Source organism: Pseudomonas sp. DSV-1, from assembly GCF_035830915.1.
Classification (GTDB): Bacteria; Pseudomonadota; Gammaproteobacteria; order Pseudomonadales; family Pseudomonadaceae; genus Aquipseudomonas.
Genome location: NZ_JAYMYG010000001.1, coordinates 4,632,795 through 4,655,003, shown reverse-complemented (window position 1 = coordinate 4,655,003; position 22,209 = coordinate 4,632,795). Strand labels below are relative to the sequence as shown.

At 59.2% G+C, this 22,209-nt stretch carries 16 protein-coding genes and 2 tRNA genes; 10 read left to right on the top strand and 8 right to left on the bottom strand.

Features of this window, described 5'->3' with window-relative positions; genetic code table 11:
• The 10 genes from VSQ83_RS21670 (at nt 1) to VSQ83_RS21625 (ending at nt 13,151) form a co-directional block, all read left to right on the top strand.
• Entirely contained in the window at nt 1-1,422 is a 1,422-nt protein-coding gene (locus tag VSQ83_RS21670) for an N-acetylmuramoyl-L-alanine amidase (RefSeq protein WP_219262197.1), read from the top strand.
• Nucleotides 1,422-3,335 (top strand): DNA mismatch repair endonuclease MutL, encoded by a 1,914-nt coding sequence (gene mutL, locus VSQ83_RS21665; protein ID WP_442800244.1) that lies wholly within the window; start codon nt 1,422-1,424, stop codon nt 3,333-3,335. Before VSQ83_RS21670 ends, mutL begins: the two co-directional genes overlap by 1 nt.
• The gene (miaA, locus tag VSQ83_RS21660) at nt 3,335-4,315 is read left to right on the top strand and encodes a tRNA (adenosine(37)-N6)-dimethylallyltransferase MiaA (protein ID WP_133076643.1); all 981 of its coding nucleotides are present in this window, start codon (nt 3,335-3,337) and stop codon (nt 4,313-4,315) included. The genes mutL and miaA overlap by 1 nt, the downstream gene beginning before the upstream one ends.
• Nucleotides 4,316-4,405: 90 nt before the next feature.
• The gene (hfq, locus tag VSQ83_RS21655; protein ID WP_016783304.1) at nt 4,406-4,666 is read left to right on the top strand and encodes an RNA chaperone Hfq; all 261 of its coding nucleotides are present in this window, start codon (nt 4,406-4,408) and stop codon (nt 4,664-4,666) included.
• 13 nt (nt 4,667-4,679) lie between these two features.
• On the top strand, nt 4,680-5,981 hold the full coding sequence (gene hflX, locus VSQ83_RS21650; RefSeq protein ID WP_133076642.1) for a ribosome rescue GTPase HflX: 1,302 nt from the start codon (nt 4,680-4,682) through the stop codon (nt 5,979-5,981).
• A gap of 96 nt (nt 5,982-6,077) precedes the next feature.
• Nucleotides 6,078-7,259: an FtsH protease activity modulator HflK gene (gene hflK, locus VSQ83_RS21645; RefSeq protein WP_133076641.1), complete on the top strand. Its 1,182-nt coding sequence runs from the start codon at nt 6,078-6,080 to the stop codon at nt 7,257-7,259.
• Nucleotides 7,259-8,134 (top strand): protease modulator HflC, encoded by an 876-nt coding sequence (gene hflC, locus VSQ83_RS21640; RefSeq protein WP_133076640.1) that lies wholly within the window; start codon nt 7,259-7,261, stop codon nt 8,132-8,134. The genes hflK and hflC overlap by 1 nt, the downstream gene beginning before the upstream one ends.
• Before the next feature lie 416 nt (nt 8,135-8,550).
• On the top strand, nt 8,551-9,738 hold the full coding sequence (locus VSQ83_RS21635; RefSeq protein ID WP_133076639.1) for an ATP phosphoribosyltransferase regulatory subunit: 1,188 nt from the start codon (nt 8,551-8,553) through the stop codon (nt 9,736-9,738).
• A gap of 54 nt (nt 9,739-9,792) precedes the next feature.
• A complete protein-coding gene (locus VSQ83_RS21630) occupies nt 9,793-11,082 on the top strand; it encodes an adenylosuccinate synthase (RefSeq protein ID WP_019826237.1) in 1,290 nt (429 codons plus the stop codon).
• 134 nt (nt 11,083-11,216) lie between these two features.
• Nucleotides 11,217-13,151, top strand: coding sequence for a methyl-accepting chemotaxis protein (locus VSQ83_RS21625; protein ID WP_326397254.1), 1,935 nt, complete (start codon nt 11,217-11,219; stop codon nt 13,149-13,151).
• 124 nt (nt 13,152-13,275) lie between these two features.
• On the opposite strand, the gene VSQ83_RS21620 is transcribed toward VSQ83_RS21625, so the two are convergent.
• The 8 genes from VSQ83_RS21620 to VSQ83_RS21585 form a co-directional block, all read right to left on the bottom strand.
• Nucleotides 13,276-14,829 (bottom strand): ABC transporter permease, encoded by a 1,554-nt coding sequence (locus tag VSQ83_RS21620; protein WP_219262130.1) that lies wholly within the window; start codon nt 14,827-14,829, stop codon nt 13,276-13,278.
• Nucleotides 14,829-15,851, bottom strand: a complete 1,023-nt coding sequence (locus VSQ83_RS21615; RefSeq protein ID WP_133076636.1) for an iron ABC transporter substrate-binding protein — start codon at nt 15,849-15,851, stop codon at nt 14,829-14,831. Before VSQ83_RS21615 ends, VSQ83_RS21620 begins: the two co-directional genes overlap by 1 nt.
• A 234-nt stretch (nt 15,852-16,085) precedes the next feature.
• The gene (locus VSQ83_RS21610; RefSeq protein ID WP_326427497.1) at nt 16,086-17,183 is read right to left on the bottom strand and encodes a cytochrome-c peroxidase; all 1,098 of its coding nucleotides are present in this window, start codon (nt 17,181-17,183) and stop codon (nt 16,086-16,088) included.
• On the bottom strand, nt 17,180-19,963 hold the full coding sequence (locus VSQ83_RS21605) for a TonB-dependent receptor plug domain-containing protein (protein WP_326427496.1): 2,784 nt from the start codon (nt 19,961-19,963) through the stop codon (nt 17,180-17,182). The genes VSQ83_RS21610 and VSQ83_RS21605 overlap by 4 nt, the downstream gene beginning before the upstream one ends.
• Before the next feature lie 154 nt (nt 19,964-20,117).
• Nucleotides 20,118-21,080 (bottom strand): FecR family protein, encoded by a 963-nt coding sequence (locus VSQ83_RS21600; RefSeq protein WP_326397259.1) that lies wholly within the window; start codon nt 21,078-21,080, stop codon nt 20,118-20,120.
• Complete coding sequence (locus tag VSQ83_RS21595; protein WP_133076633.1) at nt 21,073-21,579, bottom strand: sigma-70 family RNA polymerase sigma factor; 507 nt, start codon at nt 21,577-21,579, stop codon at nt 21,073-21,075. The genes VSQ83_RS21600 and VSQ83_RS21595 overlap by 8 nt, the downstream gene beginning before the upstream one ends.
• 192 nt (nt 21,580-21,771) lie before the next feature.
• Nucleotides 21,772-21,858 (bottom strand) — tRNA-Leu (locus VSQ83_RS21590).
• A 175-nt stretch (nt 21,859-22,033) separates the two neighbouring features.
• Nucleotides 22,034-22,120: transfer RNA gene (locus VSQ83_RS21585), tRNA-Leu, on the bottom strand.
• Nucleotides 22,121-22,209: the final 89 nt, after the last annotated feature.

The window sequence follows — 22,209 nt, the reverse complement described above, 5'->3', positions numbered from 1 at the left end:
ATGGGGTTTGGTATGCGCTTTCGCGCGTTAGTAAGTGTGGTGGGTGTGTTGCTCAGTGTCATGGCGGTCAACGCTTTGGCGGCGACACAGGTCAAAAGCGTACGTTTGTGGCGGGCGCCGGACAACACACGACTGGTTTTTGATCTGACCGGCCCGGTGCAGCACAGCGTGTTTACGCTGACAGCCCCTGACCGTCTGGTGATTGATATCAATGGTGCGACCCTGGCCGGCCCGTTGAATGTGCAAACCGCCAATACGCCCATTACCAGCATGCGTTCGGCGCAACGTACCCCCACGGATTTGCGCGTGGTGATCGACCTGAAAAAGGCGGTGACTCCGAAGAGCTTCGTGCTGGCGCCGAATGCCCAGTACGGTAACCGTCTGGTGGTTGACCTGTATGACCAGGGTGCCGACCTCTCTCCGAGCTTGCCTGCCACCAATGTGGCGACGGTGCCTGTGGTTCCGGTCACTCCGGCCCAGCCTGACGTCAAGTTGCCGCCGATTCCGAGCGGAAAACGCAGTGTGGTGGTCGTCATTGACGCCGGCCACGGCGGTGAAGACCCGGGGGCCTCGGGCTCTGCAGGCCAGCGGGAAAAAGACGTGGTGCTGGCAATTGCCAAAGAGCTGCAGCGCCAGATCAATGGCATGAAAGGCTTCAGGGCTGAGCTGACGCGCACCGGCGACTACTTTATTCCGTTGCGTGGCCGTACCGAAATCGCCCGCAAAAAGGGCGCCGACCTGTTTGTGTCGATCCACGCCGATGCCGCGCCGTCCAAGGCCGCCTTTGGTGCTTCGGTGTTTGCCTTGTCCGAGCGAGGTGCGACTTCCGAGACTGCGCGCTGGTTGGCAGACAGCGAAAACCGTTCTGACTTGATCGGCGGCGCGGGCAATGTGAGCCTTGACGACAAGGACCGCATGCTGGCGGGTGTATTGCTCGATCTGTCGATGACGGCTTCGCTGACGTCCAGCCTGAACGTGGGGCAAAAGGTCTTGAGCAACATCGGTCGGGTGACACCGCTGCACAAGCAGCGCGTGGAGCAGGCCGGGTTTATGGTGCTCAAGTCGCCGGATATTCCATCGATCCTCGTCGAAACCGGGTTTATCTCGAACTCCAACGAAGCTTCGAAACTGGCGTCGAGCAGCCACCAGCAAGCGCTGGCGCGTTCGATCAGCAGCGGCGTGCGTCAGTTCTTCCAGCAAAACCCGCCACCGGGCACGTATATCGCCTGGCTGCGTGACACGGGCAAAATTGCCCAGGGCGCCCGTGAACACACGGTCCGTCCCGGCGAAACACTGGCGATGATTGCCGTGCGTTATCAAGTGGGTGTGGCGACGCTGCGTTCGAGCAACAGCCTGAAAACCGATGAGCTTAAAGTCGGCCAAAACCTGAACATTCCGGCCACCGCCCTGGCGGCTCAATAATGAGTGACGGCGTCTTGAACAGCAGCGCGCGGATTGAACTGCTCAGCCCGCGCCTGGCCAACCAGATTGCTGCTGGCGAAGTGGTTGAGCGTCCGGCATCGGTGATCAAAGAGTTGCTGGAAAACAGCCTCGACTCGGGCGCCAAGCGCATTGACGTGGATGTGGAGCAGGCCGGGATCAAGCTGCTACGGGTGCGTGACGATGGCAGCGGTATTTCCAGCGACGACTTGCCGCTGGCACTGGCGCGTCACGCCACGAGCAAGATTCGTGATCTTGAAGACCTTGAGCGGGTGATGAGCCTGGGTTTTCGCGGTGAGGCCCTGGCTTCCATCAGCTCCGTTGCCCGCCTGACCCTGACTTCGCGCACCCGTGGTGCCGATCAGGCCTGGCAGGTCGAGACTGAAGGCCGCGACATGGCACCCCGGGTGCAACCGGCGGCACATCCGGTCGGCACCTCGGTTGAAGTACGTGACCTGTTTTTCAATACCCCGGCGCGGCGAAAATTTCTTAAAACCGAAAAAACCGAATTCGATCATCTGCAAGAAGTGATCAAGCGCCTGGCGCTGGCCCGGTTTGATGTGGCGTTCAATTTGCGACACAACGGTAAAACCATCCTCAATCTGCATGAAGCCCGGGACGATACTGCCCGCGCCCGACGTGTGGCGGCGGTGTGCGGCTCGGCGTTCCTGGAGCAGGCGCTACCGATCGAGATCGAGCGCAATGGCCTGCATTTGTGGGGCTGGGTGGGTCTGCCGACTTTCTCGCGCAGCCAGGCTGACTTGCAGTATTTCTATGTGAATGGCCGTGCGGTACGCGACAAGCTGGTGGCCCATGCGGTGCGCCAGGCTTATCGCGATGTGCTGTTCAACGGTCGTCATCCGACCTTTGTCCTGTTTTTTGAAGTCGACCCTTCGGTTGTCGACGTCAACGTCCACCCGACCAAGCACGAAGTGCGCTTCCGTGACGGGCGCATGGTGCATGACTTTTTGTATGGCACGTTGCATCGCGCCTTGGGTGATGTGCGTCCGGAAGACCAACTGGCCGCTCCTGCGCCTGTGCCCGGTGCCGAACGCCCTACGGGGCTCGACGCCGGTGAGTTTGGTCCGCAAGGTGAAATGCGTCTGGCAGCCAACGTACTGGAGCAGCCGCAAGCTGCGCCGAACCCGCATGTTGCAGGCTCGGGGGCCGGGGCGGGTTATCAGTATCAGTACCGGCCGCAGTCTTCGACGCCTTCGGTTCCTGTCGAAGAAGCGCGCAATGCCTATCGCGAGTTTTTCGCGCCATTGCCCGAGGCCAATGCTGCACCCTTGCCGGACGGGCAGGGCGATATCCCGCCGTTGGGCTTTGCGCTGGCGCAGCTCAAGGGCATTTATATCCTTGCCGAAAACGCCCAGGGACTGGTGCTGGTGGATATGCACGCGGCCCACGAACGCATCATGTATGAGCGCCTGAAAATCGCCATGGCCAGCGAAGGCTTGAGTGGTCAGCCGCTGCTGGTGCCGGAATCGATTGCGGTCAGTCAGCGTGAAGCCGACTGTGCAGAAGAGCACGCCGAGTGGTTCCAGCGCCTGGGCTTTGAGCTGCAGCGCCTTGGCCCGGAAACCCTGGCTATCCGCCAGATCCCGGCCCTGCTCAAGCAGGCTGAGGCTCAGCGCCTGGTCCATGACGTACTGGCCGACCTGATGGAATACGGCACCAGTGACCGGATTCAGGCGCATCTCAATGAGCTGCTTGGCACCATGGCCTGCCACGGTGCGATCCGGGCCAATCGCCGTTTGGCGATCCCGGAAATGAACGGCCTGTTGCGTGACATGGAAAACACCGAGCGCAGTGGTCAGTGCAATCATGGTCGTCCCACCTGGACCCAAATGGGCCTGGACGACTTGGACAAACTCTTTTTGCGCGGTCGCTGATGACAGGTTCCAACGTTTTACCCCCGGCCATTTTTCTGATGGGGCCGACGGCTGCCGGCAAGACCGATCTGGCCATCGAGCTGACCAAGGTGCTGCCGTGCGAGCTGATCAGTGTCGATTCGGCACTGGTCTATCGCGGTATGGATATCGGTACGGCCAAGCCGGAGAAAGAAATTCTGGCTGCCCACCCTCATCAGTTGATCGATATTCTCGACCCGGCTGAGAGCTATTCGGCAGCTGATTTTCGCCGCGACGCACTCAAGGCAATGGCCGAAATCACCGCGCGCGGCAATATTCCGCTGCTGGTGGGCGGCACCATGCTGTATTACAAAGCACTGATCGACGGCCTGGCAGACATGCCCCCGGCCGATCCCGAGGTGCGTGCGCAGCTCGAAGAAGAGGCTCAGCGCCTTGGCTGGCAAGCCTTGCACGACCAGCTGGCGGCCATCGACCCGGAGTCTGCAGCGCGGATTCACCCCAATGATCCTCAGCGTCTGACGCGGGCGCTGGAGGTTTATCGGGTCAGCGGCATGAGTGTGACGGCCCACCGGCAAAAACAATCTGAGCAAACGACTAAAGCAGCGGCTTCTGGGCACAGCCAATTGCCCTATACTGTCGCGAATCTGGCCATCGCTCCGGCGAACCGTCAGGTGCTGCATGAGCGAATTGCACTAAGATTCGGGCAGATGCTGGAACAGGGGTTCATTGACGAGGTCATAAGCCTGCGCCGTAGAAGTGACCTGCATGCCGGGTTGCCGTCTATACGTGCTGTAGGTTACCGCCAAGTCTGGGATTACCTGGACGGCAAGCTGACAGCGGCGCAGATGCAGGAGCGCGGCATCATTGCCACGCGCCAGCTGGCCAAGCGTCAGTTCACCTGGTTGCGCAGTTGGGACGACCTGCATTGGCTGGACAGTCTGGACTGCGACAATCTGCCACGAGCCTTGAAATACCTGGAATCGGTCTCCATATTGAGCTGAGTCTTGGCAAATGCCGTCTATCCTATGGATGTGGCGACAGCGGTCATCTAATTTTTGTTTCTATTTTTTATCCTTACAGGAGTGCGGCATATGTCAAAAGGGCATTCGCTACAAGACCCTTACTTGAATACTTTGCGTAAAGAGAAGGTTGGCGTTTCCATCTACCTGGTCAACGGGATCAAGCTGCAGGGGACCATCGAGTCTTTCGACCAGTTCGTGATTCTGCTGAAAAACACCGTCAGCCAAATGGTTTACAAACACGCAATTTCGACAGTCGTACCAGTACGTCCAATTCGTCTGCCTAGCGCAACTGAATCGGATCTGGCAGACGCTGAACCAGGTAACGCCTAAATAGGAGCATCCTTTGTTCTTTGAGCGCCACGGTGGTGGTGAGCGAGCAATCCTCGTTCACTTGGAAGGACAGGACCCTGAGGCGCGCGAAGATCCGCAGGAGTTCCAGGAGTTAGCTGTGTCGGCTGGCGCCGATACCGTCGCGTTTTTTAACGTGCCGCGTCATCGGCCATCGGCCAAATACCTGATTGGCAGTGGCAAGGTCGAGGAGTTGCGCGACCTGGTCAAGGCCGAGAAGGTAGACATCGTGATTTTCAATCACGTGCTCACGCCCAGTCAGGAACGTAACCTCGAACGAGTTTTCGAGTGTCGCGTGCTTGATCGTACCGGGCTGATTCTCGATATCTTCGCTCAACGCGCCCGTACCCATGAAGGTAAGCTGCAGGTCGAACTGGCCCAGCTTGACCACATGAGCACGCGTCTTGTGCGTGGCTGGACTCACCTTGAGCGTCAGGGTGGCGGCATTGGCATGCGCGGGCCGGGTGAAACCCAGCTCGAAACCGACCGCCGTCTGTTGCGTGTACGCATCAGCCAGATCAAAGCCCGCCTGAAAAAAGTCCGCAGTCAACGGGAGCAATCCCGTCGAGGCCGCCAGCGCGCCGATATTCCTACGGTGTCGCTGGTGGGCTATACCAACGCCGGCAAATCCACGCTGTTCAACAAGGTCACCGGCTCTGACGTATTCGCCGCTGACCAGTTGTTCGCCACGCTCGATCCGACCTTGCGCCGCCTTGATCTGGGCGATCTGGGGCCGATCGTACTGGCCGATACCGTGGGCTTCATTCGCCATCTTCCGCACAAGCTAGTTGAAGCTTTCCGGTCTACGCTCGAAGAGTCGAGCAATTCCGATTTGCTGCTGCATGTGATTGATGCGCACGAACCTGAGCGCATGGCTCAGATCGAGCAGGTGATGGTGGTGCTGGGCGAAATTGGTGCGCAGGACTTGCCGATTCTCGAGGTCTACAACAAAATCGATTTGCTTGAAGGTGTCGAGCCGCAGATCCAGCGTGATGCCGATGGCAAGCCGCAGCGGGTCTGGTTGTCGGCCCGTGATGGTCAAGGGTTGGAGTTGCTTGAACAGGCCATCGCCGAGTTGCTGGGCAATGATTTGTTTGTTGGCACCTTGCGCTTGCCGCAACGTTTTGCTCGACTGCGTGCACAGTTCTTCGAACTGGGGGTTGTGCAAAAGGAAGAGCATGACGATGAGGGCTCCAGTCTGTTGGACGTACGCCTGCCGCGAGCCGAGTTGAATCGCTTGGTCAGCCGCGAAGGGATGCAGCCGCTGGAATTCATCGAAGAACACACTTTGCAATAAAAGCCTCGCAAAGCGGCTGTGCCGCTGTGATAGGCATTCTGTAGCATTGGTCGGCGCGCCGTGGGCGCGTCTTTGCTTTATCAGATGGAGAGCGCTATGGCTTGGAATGAGCCGGGTGGCAACTCGAATAATCAAGATCCTTGGGGTGGAAAACGCCCTAATAATGGCGACCGCAAGGGACCACCAGATCTCGACGAGGCCTTCCGAAAGCTGCAGGAAAGCCTGAATGGGTTGTTCGGTGGTGGGAAAAAACGTACTGGCGGTAGCGGCAGTGATGGTGGTTCGAATGGCAAGGGCGCCGGTTACGGCCTGCTCGGCATCGGCCTTGTCGTACTGGCGGCTGCCTGGCTGTACAGCGCTGTTTATGTAGTCGATGAGCAGGAGCAAGCCGTCGTGCTGCGCCTGGGCAAGTACTACGACACCGTTGGGCCGGGTCTGAACATCTACTTCCCGCCGTTCGATAAAAAGTACATGGAGAACGTGACGCGTGAGCGTGCGTACACCAAGCAGGGTCAAATGCTGACTGAAGACGAGAACATCGTCGAAGTACCGCTGACCGTGCAGTACAAAATCAGCAACCTGCGTGATTTCGTGTTGAACGTTGATCAACCGGAAGTCAGCTTGCAACAGGCTACCGAAAGCGCCTTGCGTCACGTCGTGGGTTCCACGGCGATGGATCAGGTGTTGACCGAAGGTCGTGAGCAGATGGCTGTAGACATCAAGGAACGCTTGCAGCGCTTCCTGGATACCTACAAGACCGGTATCACCGTCACTCAGGTCAACGTACAAAACGCAGCGGCACCGCGTGAAGTACAGGAAGCCTTTGATGACGTGATCCGTGCCCGTGAAGACGAGCAGCGTGCCCGCAACCAGGCAGAAAGCTACGCCAATGGCGTGGTGCCGGAAGCGCGCGGTCAGGCCCAGCGCATCATCGAAAACGCGAACGGCTATCGTGATGAAGTGATTTCTCGTGCCAAGGGTGAAGCCGACCGCTTTACCAAACTGGTTGCCGAGTATCGCAAGGCTCCGGATGTAACGCGTGATCGTCTGTACCTGGACACCATGCAGGATGTCTTCAGCAACACCAGCAAAGTACTCGTGACCGGCAACAAAAACGGCCAGAGCAACTTGCTGTACTTGCCATTGGACAAAATGATAGAAGGCCGTAATGGCAGCAACCCGGCAACGGGTTCGGCAGCTGCGGCGGGCAATAACGACTCGGCATCCCATGCCAAGTCGGAAATGCCGACACCACCGCGTACCAGGGAGAGTCGCTGATGAGCAATAAATCGCTGATCGCCCTTATTGTTGCCGTTGTCGTGGCGATTGTTGCCTGGAACAGCTTCTACATCGTTTCACAAACCGAACGTGCGGTTATGTTGCGCTTTGGCCGTGTGGTGCAGGACGATGTTCCGCCGGGTCTGCATGTGAAGATTCCTTACGTCAACCAGGTGCGCAAGTTTGATGGCCGCTTGATGACGCTGGACGCACCGACTCAGCGTTTTCTGACGCTGGAAAAGAAAGCAGTAATGGTTGATGCATTCGCCAAGTGGCGTGTGAAAGATGCGGGTCGCTTCTACGCTGCGACTTCGGGTCTTAAGCAGGTTGCTGACGAGCGCTTGTCGCGTCGTCTCGAATCGGGTCTGCGTGACCAGTTCGGTAAGCGCACGTTGCACGAAGTTGTGTCCGGTGAGCGCGATGCGCTGATGGCAGAACTGACTGCATCGCTGAACAAAATGGCTGAAAAAGAGCTGGGTATCGAAGTTCTCGATGTTCGGGTCAAGGCTATCGACCTGCCGAAGGAAGTTAACCGCAGCGTGTTCGAGCGTATGAGCAGTGAGCGTGAGCGTGAAGCTCGTGAGCACCGCGCCAAGGGTAACGAGCTGGCAGAAGGCATTCGTGCTGACGCCGATCGTCAGGCCCGCGTACTCTTGGCCGAGGCTTATCGCCAGTCCGAAGAGTCACGCGGTGATGGTGATGCCCAGGCTGCTGCGATCTACTCCAAGGCGTATGGTCAGGATCAAGAGTTCTACAAGTTCTATCGCAGCCTGCGCGCTTACCGCGAAAGCTTTGCGAACAAGAGCGACGTACTGGTTCTGGACCCAAGCAGCGATTTCTTCCGCTACCTGGAAAAATCCAAGCCTGCACAGTAGTAAAAACGCTTGAAACCTGTGGGAGCGGGCTTGCTCGCGATGCAAACAACTCGGTATGTCTGCTAAATCGAGTTGATGCCATCGCAAGCAAGCCCGCTCCCACACTGTTTTCAGAAGGGTTGGCATGTTCATCACAGACCCTGCTTTCACTCCGCCGGGCGGTCAAATGGCCTCGCGGGGTGATCCTTTTAGAAAACGGGTGTATGATGCGGCAGCCGGGAAATTCCCGGCTTTTTTGCGTCTGCATGTTTGATTGACCGAATGGCTGTTACAGCATCGGTAGATTTTTCGAGGAATGTGCTGTGTAAGCCTGTCGCTTGGGCTTTTTTGCTGTGCGCGTTCAAGACGCAGCCACGTTCTGCTTTACTCAAGGCTTGCCTGCTGGCTGGCCGCCCGGATCATAGGGGAATGGCGTAATGGCAACGGTAGACCGCTGGCTCTTGCCAGATGGCATCGAAGAAGTACTTCCACCTGAGGCAGCCCGCATCGAAGTGGCGCGCCGTCAGGTGTTGGATCTGTTCCAGAGCTGGGGCTATGAGTTCGTCGTCACTCCGCATATCGAATACCTGGAGTCCCTGCTGACAGGGGCTGGCCAGGATCTCGACTTGCGTACCTTCAAGGTTATTGACCCGCAAACGGGTCGCCAGATGGGTTTTCGTGCCGACATCACGCCGCAAGTGGCGCGCATCGATGCGCATACCCTGCGTCGCGAAGGCCCAAGCCGTCTTTGCTACGCCGGTAGCGTGCTCCATGCGCAGCCGCGTGCGTTGTCATCCTCGCGCAGCCCGATCCAGTTGGGTGCCGAGTTGTATGGCGATGCGAGCCCTAGCAGCGATGTTGAAGTCATCAGCCTGATGCTGGCGATGCTGCAACTGGCCGATGTGCCGGATGTGCACATGGACCTGGGGCATGTTGGTATTTACCGTGGTCTGGCCCGTGCGGCCAACCTGTCGGTTGAAGTGGAACAACAATTGTTCGACGCCCTGCAACGCAAGGCGATCGACGAAGTAACGGCCTTGACCGAAGGTTTGCCGGCTGATTTGGCAGGCATGCTTCAGGCATTGGTTAGTTTGTGTGGCGGCCGCGACGTGCTGGTTGCTGCGCGTGAGCGTCTGGCAAAGGCTCCGGCCCCCGTGCTGGCTGCTCTGGATGACCTGGTGGCGATTGCCGAGGGGTTGTCCGTGCGTTTCCCGCAGTTGCCGCTGTATTTTGACCTGGGTGAGTTACGTGGTTATCACTACCACACAGGTGTGGTGTTTGCGGTCTTTGTACCGGGCGTTGGGGACTCCATCGCCCAGGGCGGTCGTTATGACGATATCGGTGCTGTTTTCGGACGTGCCCGTCCGGCTACCGGTTTCTCGACCGATCTGAAAACCCTGGTGACCCTGGGGCGTGCTGAAGTCGAGCTACCGTCTGGCGGTATCTGGATGCCTGACAGCACAGACGCGGCACTCTGGCAGCAGGTTTGCCAGCTTCGCAGTGAAGGTCAGCGTGTGGTTCAGGCGTTGCCTGGGCAACAGCAGGCTGGCGCTCATGAGGCAGACTGCGACCGCCAATTGATTCAGCAGAACGGCCTGTGGCAAGTAGTGCCGCTGGTTTCTTGAGTTTTCCTGCCGGCGGCTGCCGGCACCAAGTTTGCGCGAATGAGGACAAGTGTTATGGGTAAGAATGTCGTAGTCCTGGGCACCCAATGGGGTGATGAGGGCAAAGGCAAGATCGTTGATCTGCTGACCGAACATGCTGCCGCTGTAGTGCGTTACCAAGGTGGCCACAACGCTGGCCACACGCTGGTGATCGACGGCGAAAAAACCGTATTGCACCTGATTCCGTCGGGCGTGTTGCGCGAAGGCGTGCAATGCCTGATCGGCAACGGTGTCGTGGTTGCTCCCGATGCCCTGCTGCGTGAAATCATCAAGCTGGAAGAGAAAGGCGTACCGGTGCGCGAGCGCCTGCGTATCAGCCCGTCCTGCCCGCTGATCCTGTCCTTCCACGTTGCGCTGGACCAGGCGCGTGAAAAGGCCCGTGGCGAGCTGAAGATCGGTACTACCGGTCGCGGCATTGGCCCGGCTTACGAAGACAAGGTTGCTCGTCGTGGCCTGCGTGTTGGCGATCTGCTGAACATGCCGCGCTTTGAAGCCAAGCTGCGTGAACTGGTGGACTACCACAACTTCATGCTGGTGGGTTTCTACAAAGAGCCAGCCATCGATTTCGACAAGACCCTGGCCGAGTGCAAGGAATACGCCGAACTGCTCAAGCCGCTGATGCTGGACGTGACTGCCGAGCTGCATGACCTGCGTCGTGCTGGCAAAGACATCATGTTCGAAGGCGCCCAGGGTTCGCTGCTGGACATCGACCACGGTACCTATCCGTACGTGACCAGCTCCAACACCACTGCTGGCGGCGTTGCCACCGGTTCGGGCGTTGGCCCGATGTTCCTGGACTACATCCTGGGCATCACCAAGGCTTATACCACTCGCGTAGGTTCGGGTCCGTTCCCGACTGAGCTGTTCGACGACGTCGGCGCTCACCTGGCCAAGCAAGGTCACGAGTTCGGCGCTACCACCGGCCGTGCTCGTCGTTGTGGCTGGTTCGACGCCGTCATCCTGCGTCGCGCTATCGATGTGAACAGCATTTCGGGCATCTGCCTGACCAAGCTGGACGTACTCGACGGTCTGGAAACCATCAACATCTGCGTAGGCTACACAGACGCAAATGGTGTTGAAATTGCTCCGACCGATGCTGACAGCTACGTAGGCCTTCAGCCTGTGTACGAAGAAGTGCCGGGCTGGACTGAATCGACCGTGGGTGCCAAAACCCTGGAAGAGCTGCCAGAGAACGCACGTGCTTACATCAAGCGCGTTGAGGCACTGATCGGCGCGCCGATCGACATTATCTCGACTGGCCCGGACCGCAACGAAACCATCGTTTTGCGTCACCCGTTCGCTTAAGTCGCTGTCGATGTTAAACAAAAGGCCCTTCGGGGCCTTTTGTTGTTTCTGCCTGTTGTGCGGCACGACCCTTGCTGTGATAACCGTCAATAAGCGTGCTATCAAAATAATGGCACCTAAGTGGAGGGTTTTCTGTGTCTGCCGTTCTCTCACTGTTACAAAGCCGTCTGCTTCGGCCTGTATTCGTTACCCTGGGTATCGCTCTTTTGGTGCAAGTGCTGGTGGCTGTCGCACTGACGCGCAGCACGGTGACGGCCCTGGAGTCCGATCTGGACGCCCGTCTGGGGGCTGACAGTCAAAAGCTGACGGCCGAACTGGAGCAGGCTGGCCGTGAAGTCAAAAGCAGCCTTGAAGCGCTGTCTGCCAGTACCCGCCAGCGTCTCACCGCGGGCCTGGAACCGCGCTTGAAAGACGAGCAAATGCAACTCAAGCAAGCGCTGGAGAAGAACCTGCAGGATTCGGCCAACGACATGGCGCAATTGCTGGCCGCCGTGGCGCCCCGTGCCATCTGGGACAATGACGTGCCCACGCTGTCCGATTTCGCCCGTCGCGCTCAGCGCAATCCCAATGTGTTGTTCGTGGTGTATGACGACGCTACAGGTCAACATCTGACTCGATACCTCAATCGCGATATCCCGATCAACCAGGCCCTCCTGGCCAAGGGCAAGGGGGAGCGGGCGCTGGATAAAGTTCTCGATGCTGCCCGTCACGATCCGTCGGTGTACTACCTCGAAGCGTCCATCAACCCGAATGGGGTCGAAATCGGCAAAGTACTGATGGGGGTTTCCACTGCCTCGGTTGAACAGGATCTGGCCGCACTCGATAAACGTTTTGCGACCCTGATCGTCAACAGCGAGCAGTTGGTCGGTGAGAGCCTGCAAGGCGCTGCCAGCGACAGTTCGGCGGCACTGGGGGCGCGGCTGGAGTCGGCGCAGGCTGCTGCGGCACAGATGCAGGCCAACACCGCGCAAACCGTGCGCGAGGCGGCTGACACTTTGCGCTGGCGCATAGGCATGGGGCTGGCGGTTGTGGGCCTAGGGGTGTTGCTGTTGCTGGCCGTGGTGCTGGGGCGGCGTGTGGTCAACAAGTTGCTGTTGCTGATTGCGGCCCTGGATGATCTGGCCGCGGGCGAAGGTGATTTGACCAAGCGTGTGGGCCTGAACAGCAAGGATGAAATCGGCGACATGGCGGCGGCGGTCAATCGCTTTGTCGACAAGCTGCAGCCCATCGTGCGTGAAGCGGGGGATGTGGCGCAGCGCACCGGCATCGAGATCGGCGTGATGACCCTGCGCAACGCGGGCGCGGATGCTGCCGCGAAACTACAGCGTGATGAAGTCGCGCAAAGCCTGCACGCGCTGTCGACCATGGCGGACGCGGCGCAGTCCGAAAGTCAGGCAATGCAGGCCGCGCTCAAGCAAGTGGTCGATATCCGTCAGGCCACGGATGAAAACACTCGCACCTCGGCCAAGGTGGGCGGCCTGATCGAGGCGCTGGCAGGGCAGGTAGGCGAGGGCGCCAAGGTCATTGAGCGCCTGGCACAACAAAGCGAGCAGATCGAAGTCGTCCTGACGGTGATTCACGGCATTGCCGAGCAAACCAACTTGTTGGCACTTAACGCGGCCATCGAGGCGGCGCGGGCGGGTGAGACGGGGCGCGGTTTTGCGGTGGTGGCAGATGAGGTGCGGGCGCTGGCCAGCAAAACCCAAAGCTCCACAGGGGATATACAGGCTCATATCGTGGCATTGCAGCAGGGCGCGAAAGAGGCTGTTGCGGCGATTGGTCTGGCAGGGCGTCAGGCCAATGAGGGGTTGGCTGTGCTGCGTGGCAGCGTTCAGTTGCAGCAAACCGTACAGACCTCGGTCGAACAGGTGCACACGGCCATTGGCGAGGCCACCAAGGCGGCAGAGCATCAGGCACAAGGTGCGTATGCGGTGCGCGGGCGGGTTGAGGTGATCCATGCCCAGGCGGAGCGTGCGGCCGAGGCCGTGACCCAGACCACGGCCAGCGGCAAGGTGCTGGACGGGTTGGCGGCGCAGCTCAAGGCGAGCCTGGGGCAGTTCAGGGCGTAAAGAAGCGGGTCTGCCCCTGTGGGAGCGGGCTTGCTCGCGATGCGGGCAACGCGATGTATCTGCATGCCCCGTCGATGCCATCGCGGGCAAGCCCGCTCCCGCACGGGGTATGCTGGATCCGCTGTCAGCGGCTCAAATACATCCTCGTGGTGAGCAAGTACACCGGTAGCCCCGACACTAGAATCAACAACGCCGCATAAGGCGCCGCCGCTGCAAATTCTATATTCGAGGTATGGGACCAAACCTGCGTCGCCAAGGTGTTAAGCCCGGTGGGGCTCAGCAGCAAGGTGGCGGTCAGTTCCTTCATGGCATCCAGAAACACCAGGGCAAACGCTGCCCCGAGGGCCGGGAAGATGATCGGCAGCGTTACCCGGCAAAATGCCGAAAACGATGTGGCACCCAACGTGCGGGCCGCTTCTTCCAGTTGCGGTGCTGCCTTGTTCAGGGCTGTGCGGATCGGTGCTTGCGCCAACGGCAAAAACAGCAGGGCATAGGCAATCAGCAGCAACGCTGAAGTCTGGTACAGCGCCGGCACGAAGTGCAGGGCGAAGTACACCAGCGCCAGAGCAATGACCAGCCCCGGCAGGGCGTGCAGCAGGTACGGCAAACGTTCCGCCCAGATCGCCAGCGGGCCTTTGTAGCGCACCACCAGTAATCCAACCGGCACGGCCAGGACCAGGCACAGCGCTGCGCCGCCCAAAGCCAGTGACAGCGACGAGAGCAATGCCTCGCCAATCTCGGCCATCGGGAAAGCGGCCGAGCTGCCCTTGACCAGCCAGTACACCAGCATGCCCAGCGGGATGCCGCTGCCAACCACTGCCAGCGCCAGGCAATACAGTTGCCCCGGCACCGACCACTTGCCCAGGCGTACTTGTTCGGCGTGGCGTGCCGCGCCCTGGCCGATGCGAATATGGCGACCCTTGCCGCGCACTTTCAACTCCAGCCATAGCAGGCTCAGGCACATCACCAGCAGCACCGCAGACAGCATCGCCGCGTTGGCGTTGCTGAACTCCAGCTCGAACTGCTGATAAATCGCCGTCGTGAAAGTTTGCAGCCCAATGATCGACAGTGCGCCGAACTCCACCAGCATATGCAGGGCAATCAACAATGAACCGGCCAGCAGCGAGGGCCAGAGCAGTGGCAGGGTGATGTTGAAAAATACCCCCCAGCGGTTCTGTCCCAGGGTACGGGCCGACTCTTCCAGGGCCGGGTCAAGGTTGCGCAGGGTGGCCGCGACCGGCAGGAAAATCAGCGGGTACTTGGACAGGCTCATCACCAGGATCGCTCCGCCCAGGCCTTCAAAGCTGGCGCTCAGGGAGACCCAGGTAAAGCTGCTGACGAACGCCGGCACCGCAAACGGCAGGCACAGGATCACACCCCACAAGCGCCGTCCCGGCAGGTTGCTGCGTTCAAGCAGCCAGGCCAGGGACAGGCCGATCAGCGCGCACGTCACGGTGACGCCGACCATCAACATCAGGGTGTTGCGCATCAGGCCAAAAACGTATGGTCGCCACAACAGGTGCAGTGCTTCAGACCATCCGGCTTGCCAGGCCTTGGTGCCGACATACAGCAGCGGCAACAGGCTCAGGCCCACCAGTAGCAGGACGGGCAACAACAGCCAGATCGAAGGCTTTTTGCGGGTGGGCGTAAAGCGTGCAGGTTGGGCGCCAGACAGCATCAGAGCAGGCCTACATCACGTTCGAGGTCCAGCGCTTCTTCCGCGTTGCCCAGGTCGGCCGGGGTCACTTTTGGCGGTTGCAGCTCTTCAAATGGCTTAAGGCCGCGCTCGGACACCATGCCTTTGCGCATCGGGTATTCAGCGGTGGTGTTGGTGATGACGCGCTGGCCTTCTTCACTGGCCATGTAAGCCAGCAATTGCTGGGCTTCCTTGGGGTGTTTGCTGGCCTTCAGCACGCCAGCGCTGGACACGGTCACCAAACCGCCCGCATCGCCATCGGTGAAGTAATAAAGCTTGGAGTCCAGTTGGCCCTTCTCGCGCTGCAAGGCAAACCAGTAGTAGTTGTTGACCAGAACCGCGGCCACTTCACCGTTTTCTACTGCTTTGAGCGCCACCATGTTGTTGGTGTAGGTCTTGCCGAAAGCGCGCAGGCCGGTCAGCCATTCTTCGGCGGCTTCGCGTCCGTGCAGTTTGATGATTGCAACGGCCTGTTCCTGGAAAGCGCCGCTGGTGGGGACAAAGCCGATCTTGCCTTGCCATTGCGGATCGGCGAAATCCAGTACCGACTTGGGCAACTGGTCTTCACTGATCTTCTTCGGGTTGAACGCGACGACGCGGGTACGCGCAGTGACGCCGATCCAGGTGCCGTTGGCAGCTACATATTCCTTGGGCAGTGCTTGCAGCGTGCTGTCATCGGCCTTGGCCAGAAAGCCTTGCTCACCCAGGTTGTTCAGCGGCGGCGATTCTTCTGCGTAGAACACGTCCGCAGGCGAGCGGTCGCCTTCTTCCATGATCTGGCTGGCCAGCTGGTTGCTGCTGCCCTTGCGCACGTTGACGTGGATACCGGTCTTGGCCTCGAAGGCCTTGGCGAGGTTGTCGCCGACTTCCTTGTGTTGGCCGTTGTACAGCGTCAGCGACACAGGTTCGCCAGCGTGGGCGGGAGAGGTCAGTGCAAGACCAAGAATGGAGAGAGTCAGACCGCGCAGTAGGGATGTCGCAAGCCGGGTATTTCGGAGCATCATTCGCTGGGTTCCTCGCTTGGGTACTACAAAACTTGTAACAATAATAAACGATATTGTTTCTCAAGTGCGCTTGACCCAGCGTCCAATTGTGCCAGCGCGACGAAATGAGATGTTGGCGACCCGTTCTGCTTTTGTGGGAGCGGGCTTGCTCGCGATGGGTTCGCTGCCAGTTTTACGGGTAGGTCGCGTCGTCTGCATCGCGAACAAACCTGCTCCCACAAAGCAGGTTGCTGTCTACAGCGTGTCCAGAAAGCTGCGCAAGGCTCGCAGTTCGTCCTTATCCATGTTCAGCGTCTTGAGCCGGTCGCTTGTGCGCGGAAACAGCGGGTCATCGACCTGTTGCGCGTTTGGGCGCGGGCGGGGCATGCCCATGTTGTAGAACGCCAGGGTGCCTTCCATGTTCACGAACAGACCGTTGTGCATCCACGGCCCGGTTTTCATCAGCAGTCGCAACGACGGGGTGCGGAATGCGCCCACGTCCTCAGGTTTGCGCGTCACCTCGTAGCGCCCCAGGTCTTCGTATTTACGCCCGTAGTAACTCAGGCCGACGTTATGAAACTGCTCGTCGCTCAGGGCCGGGCCAAAATGACAGTTCATGCAGCGCGCCTTGGTGCGAAACAGGTGCAGGCCGTAGAGCTGCTCCTCGCTCATGCGTTGCGGGCGCCCGCGTAGCAGTTGTTCGAAGGGGGTATTGCGTGTGGCGCTCACCAGTGTGCGCTGAAAGGTGGCCAGGGCCTGGGCGGTTTGCTGCGTGGTGATCGGCCCCGGTCCGAAAACCTGTGCAAACTGCTCGCGGTAGGCGGTGTCGGTATTGAGTCGTTGCAGCAGTTGCGGGATGTCGAATGCCATTTCCACCGGATCGACGATGGGGTGCATGGCCTGTTGTTCGAGGTTGCCGCCTCGCCCGTCCCAGAACAGCGCCGTGCTGTAGCCGCTCATTACCAGGCTGGGAGCATTGCGCCGACCGCTCTGGCGGTCATGACCGAACGACACGCGGCGGCCATCGGCAAAGGCCATATCGGCCTCATGGCACGACGCGCAGGCAATCTGTCCGGAGCGCGACAACGTGGGGTCGTTGAACAGTTTTTTGCCCAGTGCGGCCTTGGGTTCGCTGAAGGGGTTTTCAGGAGGTGCGGGAGCGTGTGCAGGCAAGGCGGCCATTTCCTGCCAGTCCACATCGGTATCCACCTGGGGTGCGGGCCATTGGGCGACGGGCTGACGGTACTGTTGGGCGATGCACGCCTTGTAGTTGGCGGCCTGTTCATCGCAGGCGCTTGCATTCAGGGTCAGGCCGCTCAGGGTCAGGCCGACGAAGAGGGCTGCAGGTTTCAAAACGTGTACCCCACTTCGAGCATGAATTGACGGCCGACTTCATAGGTAGCCAGGCCGCTGGTCTCGGTGGCGCCGACGATTTTCTTGTCCTGCAGGTTGGTCACGTCGAGGTTGACGAACACCGTCTGTTCCTTGGCGGTGGGCATCTCCCAGGCCAGGCGGGTGTCCCAGGTCAGCGCTCTGGAAAAGGGTGTCTGTGCCCAGACATAAGCGTCCTTTCCCTCGTGCTGGACTTTCTTGCCCGTGGCGGCGATGCGGCGATAGCCGTCTCGATAACGCAAGAAATTGCTCCAGGTGAGATGCAGTGGCTCGATTTCAGTGAGGGTGGTCAGGCGCGCAGTCCACGGGCGGTTGTAGTTGGCCGCTGGCATGTCGGAGTACTTCATGAACTTGCCGTCGTACTGGATGGTCGGGTCTTCGACGTAGGTGGCGCCAATATTGGCGGTATAGCTGGACAGTCCGGTGTTGTGGATTTTGCTCCAGTCCATGGCGAACTGCCCTGAAGTGCGGGTGCTGCCCAGGGTAAAGGCTTGCAGCGGGGTGATGGTCAGGGTGTAGATGTCGGCGTCGCTTTTGCCGCCGTTGTAGTAGGTGTAGTAGTTGGCTGCCAGGGTGGCCGTGTCATCGGAGGGCTCGCCGATTTGCGAGCCCCAGGCGCGGCTGACTTGCTCCCGGCCCATGCGTTTTACGTATTTGACGGCGAACTCGGTGTTCCATTGCACATGGCTCAGGCCCAGGGTCAGTTCGTCATCGTAAGGTACTTTGAGCTGGTTGAATTTGCTGTCGTTGGCCACTTGCTTGTTCAGTACCCAGTCGGAGGTCTGGCTGGCACGGGAGTATTCGGTGCCCATGGCGGCGACGCCGTCACGCAGGCGGTAGGTGTACAGATTGCGTCCGTAGTAGCGGTTGGCGCCGCCGGTGATGCGGGTCAAGCTGTCGCCGAAGACGTCCAGTTCAATCGCCAGGCGCGGTGCCACGGTGGTCTGGTTCATGTAGTCATCACCGTCGATCCGCACGCCGGGCCTTACGGTCAGGCGTTTGTAGCGCATCTCGTCCTGCACGTACAACGCCCAGGTGCGGGTGTCGAGGCTGGTTTTGCCCTGGCTCAGGGTTTTCTTTTTAGCGTACTGGCCGTCCCAGCCATCGGTGAGGGTGGTGCCCATCGAGCAGTAGGGGTCATTGCCCACGCAAGCGCTTGTGGCGGCGACGGTGTAGCTGTTGTATGGCGTGTTGCGCTCATAGCTGGCGGTGTTTTGCGACAGTTCAAGGCCGGTTTGCAAGGCGTGGTTAACACCCAGCCAACTGAAGCTGTTCCAGTCGGCCTTGAGCTTGTAAGCCAGGCTTTTCTGAGTTTCTTCAATATCACCAAAACCGCCCTCGGTAGCCGCCCCTGAGGTGCTCCAGTTTTTGGTCGTGGAGGTGCGCCAGAAAACCATGTAGTCGCTGTCGGAGTAGCGGGAGGTGTTCAGTTTGCTCCAGCTCAGGTTTTGTTCTACTCGGGCCAGCGCAGCATTCCACACCAGCCGTGCGCTGAGGCTATCGCCGCCAGCCTCCATTTCACGAGCGGAGAAGATTGCGCTGGGGCCAAATGTCTTGGCGGTTTCCGGGGCGTGGGTCAGGCTCACGTCCAGCTTCCAGTCCTCGTTGACCTGCCAGACAGCCTTGAGAAAGTAATTGTCGATGCGCCGGGTCTGTACTTCAGCCGCATTGGCCGTATCGGTCTGGTTGGACACCGCAAACACACGGGTGGGCATGGTCGAGTCCTTGCGCGAAAAACTGCCCAGCAAACCGAAGTTGTCGCTCAAGTGCCCTTCGAGGGTGGCGCGGGTGATGATTTTTTTAAAGTCGGGTTGGCTGTTGTTGCCAAAGCCGGCCTCGAAATTGTCGAGGTCCGGGTCATCTTCATTCAGGTGATAGCGGGTCCATTCGGAGCGTGACATCTGTACCGAGAGCTTGCCGTGAAAGTCGGCCTTGGGGTCGCGGGTATTGGCCTGGACCACGCCGCCGTTAAAGCCGCCAAATTCCACGGGTACGTTGCTGTCGTAGACCTTGATGTCCTGGAGCAGATCGGTATCCAGTGCCAGCCCCTGACTGCGGCCCGGCATTTCATCGAAGTCATCGTTGGTACCACCGGGGTCCAGGTCGTTGTTCATGCTCATGCCGTCAACGATAAACAGGTTTTGCCAGGGCCTTGCGCCGTTGATGCTGATATCGGCAGGGGCAATTTCCCCCGGGGTCTTACTGCTCAGTTGGTTGTTATCGAACTGTACGTTGGGGTTGGTGCGCAGCAGGCTGGTGATATCGCCATTGCCTGAAGGCAGGCTTTCGATCATATGCCGGTCAATGACCTGTTCGCCTTGGAACACCGAGTCTATGGCCGTGATTGGCGTGCTTTTGATCTGCAGCACATCGTTTTCAGCAGGAGGCAGGATGGAGGCGCTGTCGGCGGAGGTGACCTCCCATTGCAGGCCGCTGCCGCGTAGCAGGCGGGCCAGGGCTTTCTCGGGGCTCATGCTGCCATCGACTGATGAACCGCTCAGGCCGGTGAGCAATGCACTTTCCGCGCTGACCTGCCAGCCTGACTGCTGGGAAAACGCAATCAGGGCGCTGGCCAATGGCTGGGCCGGGATCTGGAAATGCAACGGCAACTGCTGTTGTTTTGTTTGCACGTTGGACACAGGACTGGCGCCAATGGCCAGCGCAGGCAATCCAAGCAGCAGGGCCATGGACAGCGATCGGCAGCGCAGGAGGCTGACGCATTGCAAACGCAAAGAGGGCATGAAGTGACCTACGAAATGAAACGCCATAGTCACTAATGCGAATCTTTATCAGTGACGTTCGTAGGTAAAGACTCTTGGTGCCGCAGGATTTCCAGAAATAAATGAAAATAGTTTTAAAAGACTGCCGGAGTGAGGTGCAGCTGTTCTGAGATGACTAAGGCTTGGTCGAGACGATCAGGGTATACGGCACGCTGTCTTGCAGGCGCCCACCCAATGGGGCGATTGCGGCCTGCAATGCGCTTTTTGGATTGCGCAAGTTCAGGGCGGCGGTGATGCGGCGTTGGCCCAGTGCCTTGTCGGTCAGCACAATCAGGCCGGGCTGATAGCGGCGCAACTGCATGATCACGTCATCGATCGATTGATCAACAGCCACCAGCTGCCAGCGCCGCCACGGGGCGATTTGCTCCGGGGGCAATTGCGCGATGCGGGTGTGCTGATCGCTTGCAGTGAAGTGCAGTTGATCGCCTTGGCCCAGCAGGTGTGTGGACGAGGTCGAGGATTGCGGTGTTTGCACGACAACCGTCCCGCTCTCGACGCTGACATCGACGCCGTTGTCGCCCAGATTGACCGCAAAGGCAGTGCCGGTCACGCGAACCCGCACGTCGCCGGCGTTTACGTAGAAGGCGCGGTTGGCATCGTGTGTCACCGAGAAAAAAGCCTGTCCGCGCACCAGCGTGATTTCTCGCTGTTCAGGATTGAACTGCACGTCAGCGAGGGTATTGCTGTCCAGAAGCATCTGGCTGCCATCACTCAGCGCGATGGTGCGGTGTTCAGCGATTGGGCTGCGGTAGTCGGCTTGTATCGCTTGCCAGTCGGGGCCCCACATCAGCAGGGCGCTCGCGGCCACGGCAGCGCCGACCAGTGCGCGCTTGCGTCGGCTCAGGGGTGTGGGAGGGCGTAGAGTCACCGGCGCGGGCACTGCGGCAATCGGCGAACTCAAGGCTTCACCGCTCAAACGCCACACTTTCAGGGCCTTGCGATACGCCGCGTCATGTTCGGGAGCGCTGGCTCGCCAATGACTCAAGCGTTCGGCCAGTTCGTGGTCGTGGGGGTTCTCCTGGATCAGCAGCAGCCAGTCCAGTGCGGTTTCCCAGATCGGGTTTGGATTGTCAGTCATCACTCAGTTGTTCCGCGCAGTAGGTCAGGGCGTCGCGGACCAATTGGTGGGCCAGGCTCACGGAGATTCCAAGTTGTGTGCCGATTTGTTGAAACGTCAGGCCGTTCAGTCGATGCAGTACAAAGGCCTGTCGCGTACGCTCTGGCAGGCGCGACAGAGCATGTTGCAATTTGCGCAGTTCGTCCAGATGCAGGGCTTGCTGCTCGGGGGACGGGGTGCTGGAAATATGTTCGTCCAGTGATTCACTGCGTGTGGTGTGGCGGTTTTCCAGGGTTGCCCGGCGATTGAGGTCGAAGGCCAGGTTGCGCACGATGCGATAAAGGTAGCCGACCGGCTGCGTCAGCGGGATCAGGTTGTCCGCGCCTTGGCTGAAACGAAGCCAGGCTTCTTGAACCACGTCTTCTGCCTTGGCCCGACAGCCCACGATAGGTGCGGCGTAATCGACCAGGGCAAGGCGATGCGTGAGGTAGAGCTGTAGCCTGTCGTTGTTGTCGGGCACGAGAATCCGGGTGGGCGCGCTAGCGATCTGAAGGTGGCCGGATATTAATGCGGATGAGATGGATTATCAAATGCGACTTTGGGATCGCTGATAAAGAAATCTTGGGGGGAGGGTAAGCAATTGCGGAAACTAAAAAGCCCGCTTTCGCGGGCTTTTAGAGTGGTTATACAGCGTTAATCTGTAAACCTGAATTGGTGCCCAGAAGAAGACTCGAACTTCCACGACCTTGCGGTCACCAGCACCTGAAGCTGGCGTGTCTACCAATTTCACCATCTGGGCAGTATCAGCAACGTTGCCGCTGTTGATGTGGCGCACTATACGGAGAGCTTTTGAATCTGTAAACCCCTGTTTTAATTTTATTAAATCAGGGGCTTATGAATATCTGAAATGCAAAAACCCGCTTTCGCGGGTTTTTGTGTGAGGGCCAGAGTTGTACTACTCTGACTCTCTGAATTGGTGCCCAGAAGAAGACTCGAACTTCCACGACCTTGCGATCACCAGCACCTGAAGCTGGCGTGTCTACCAATTTCACCATCTGGGCAACATCTTCAACGTTGCCGTTGTCGATGGCGCGCACTATACGGATGACCCTTTGACCTGTAAAGCGTTGTGATTAAAAATATTGAAAAT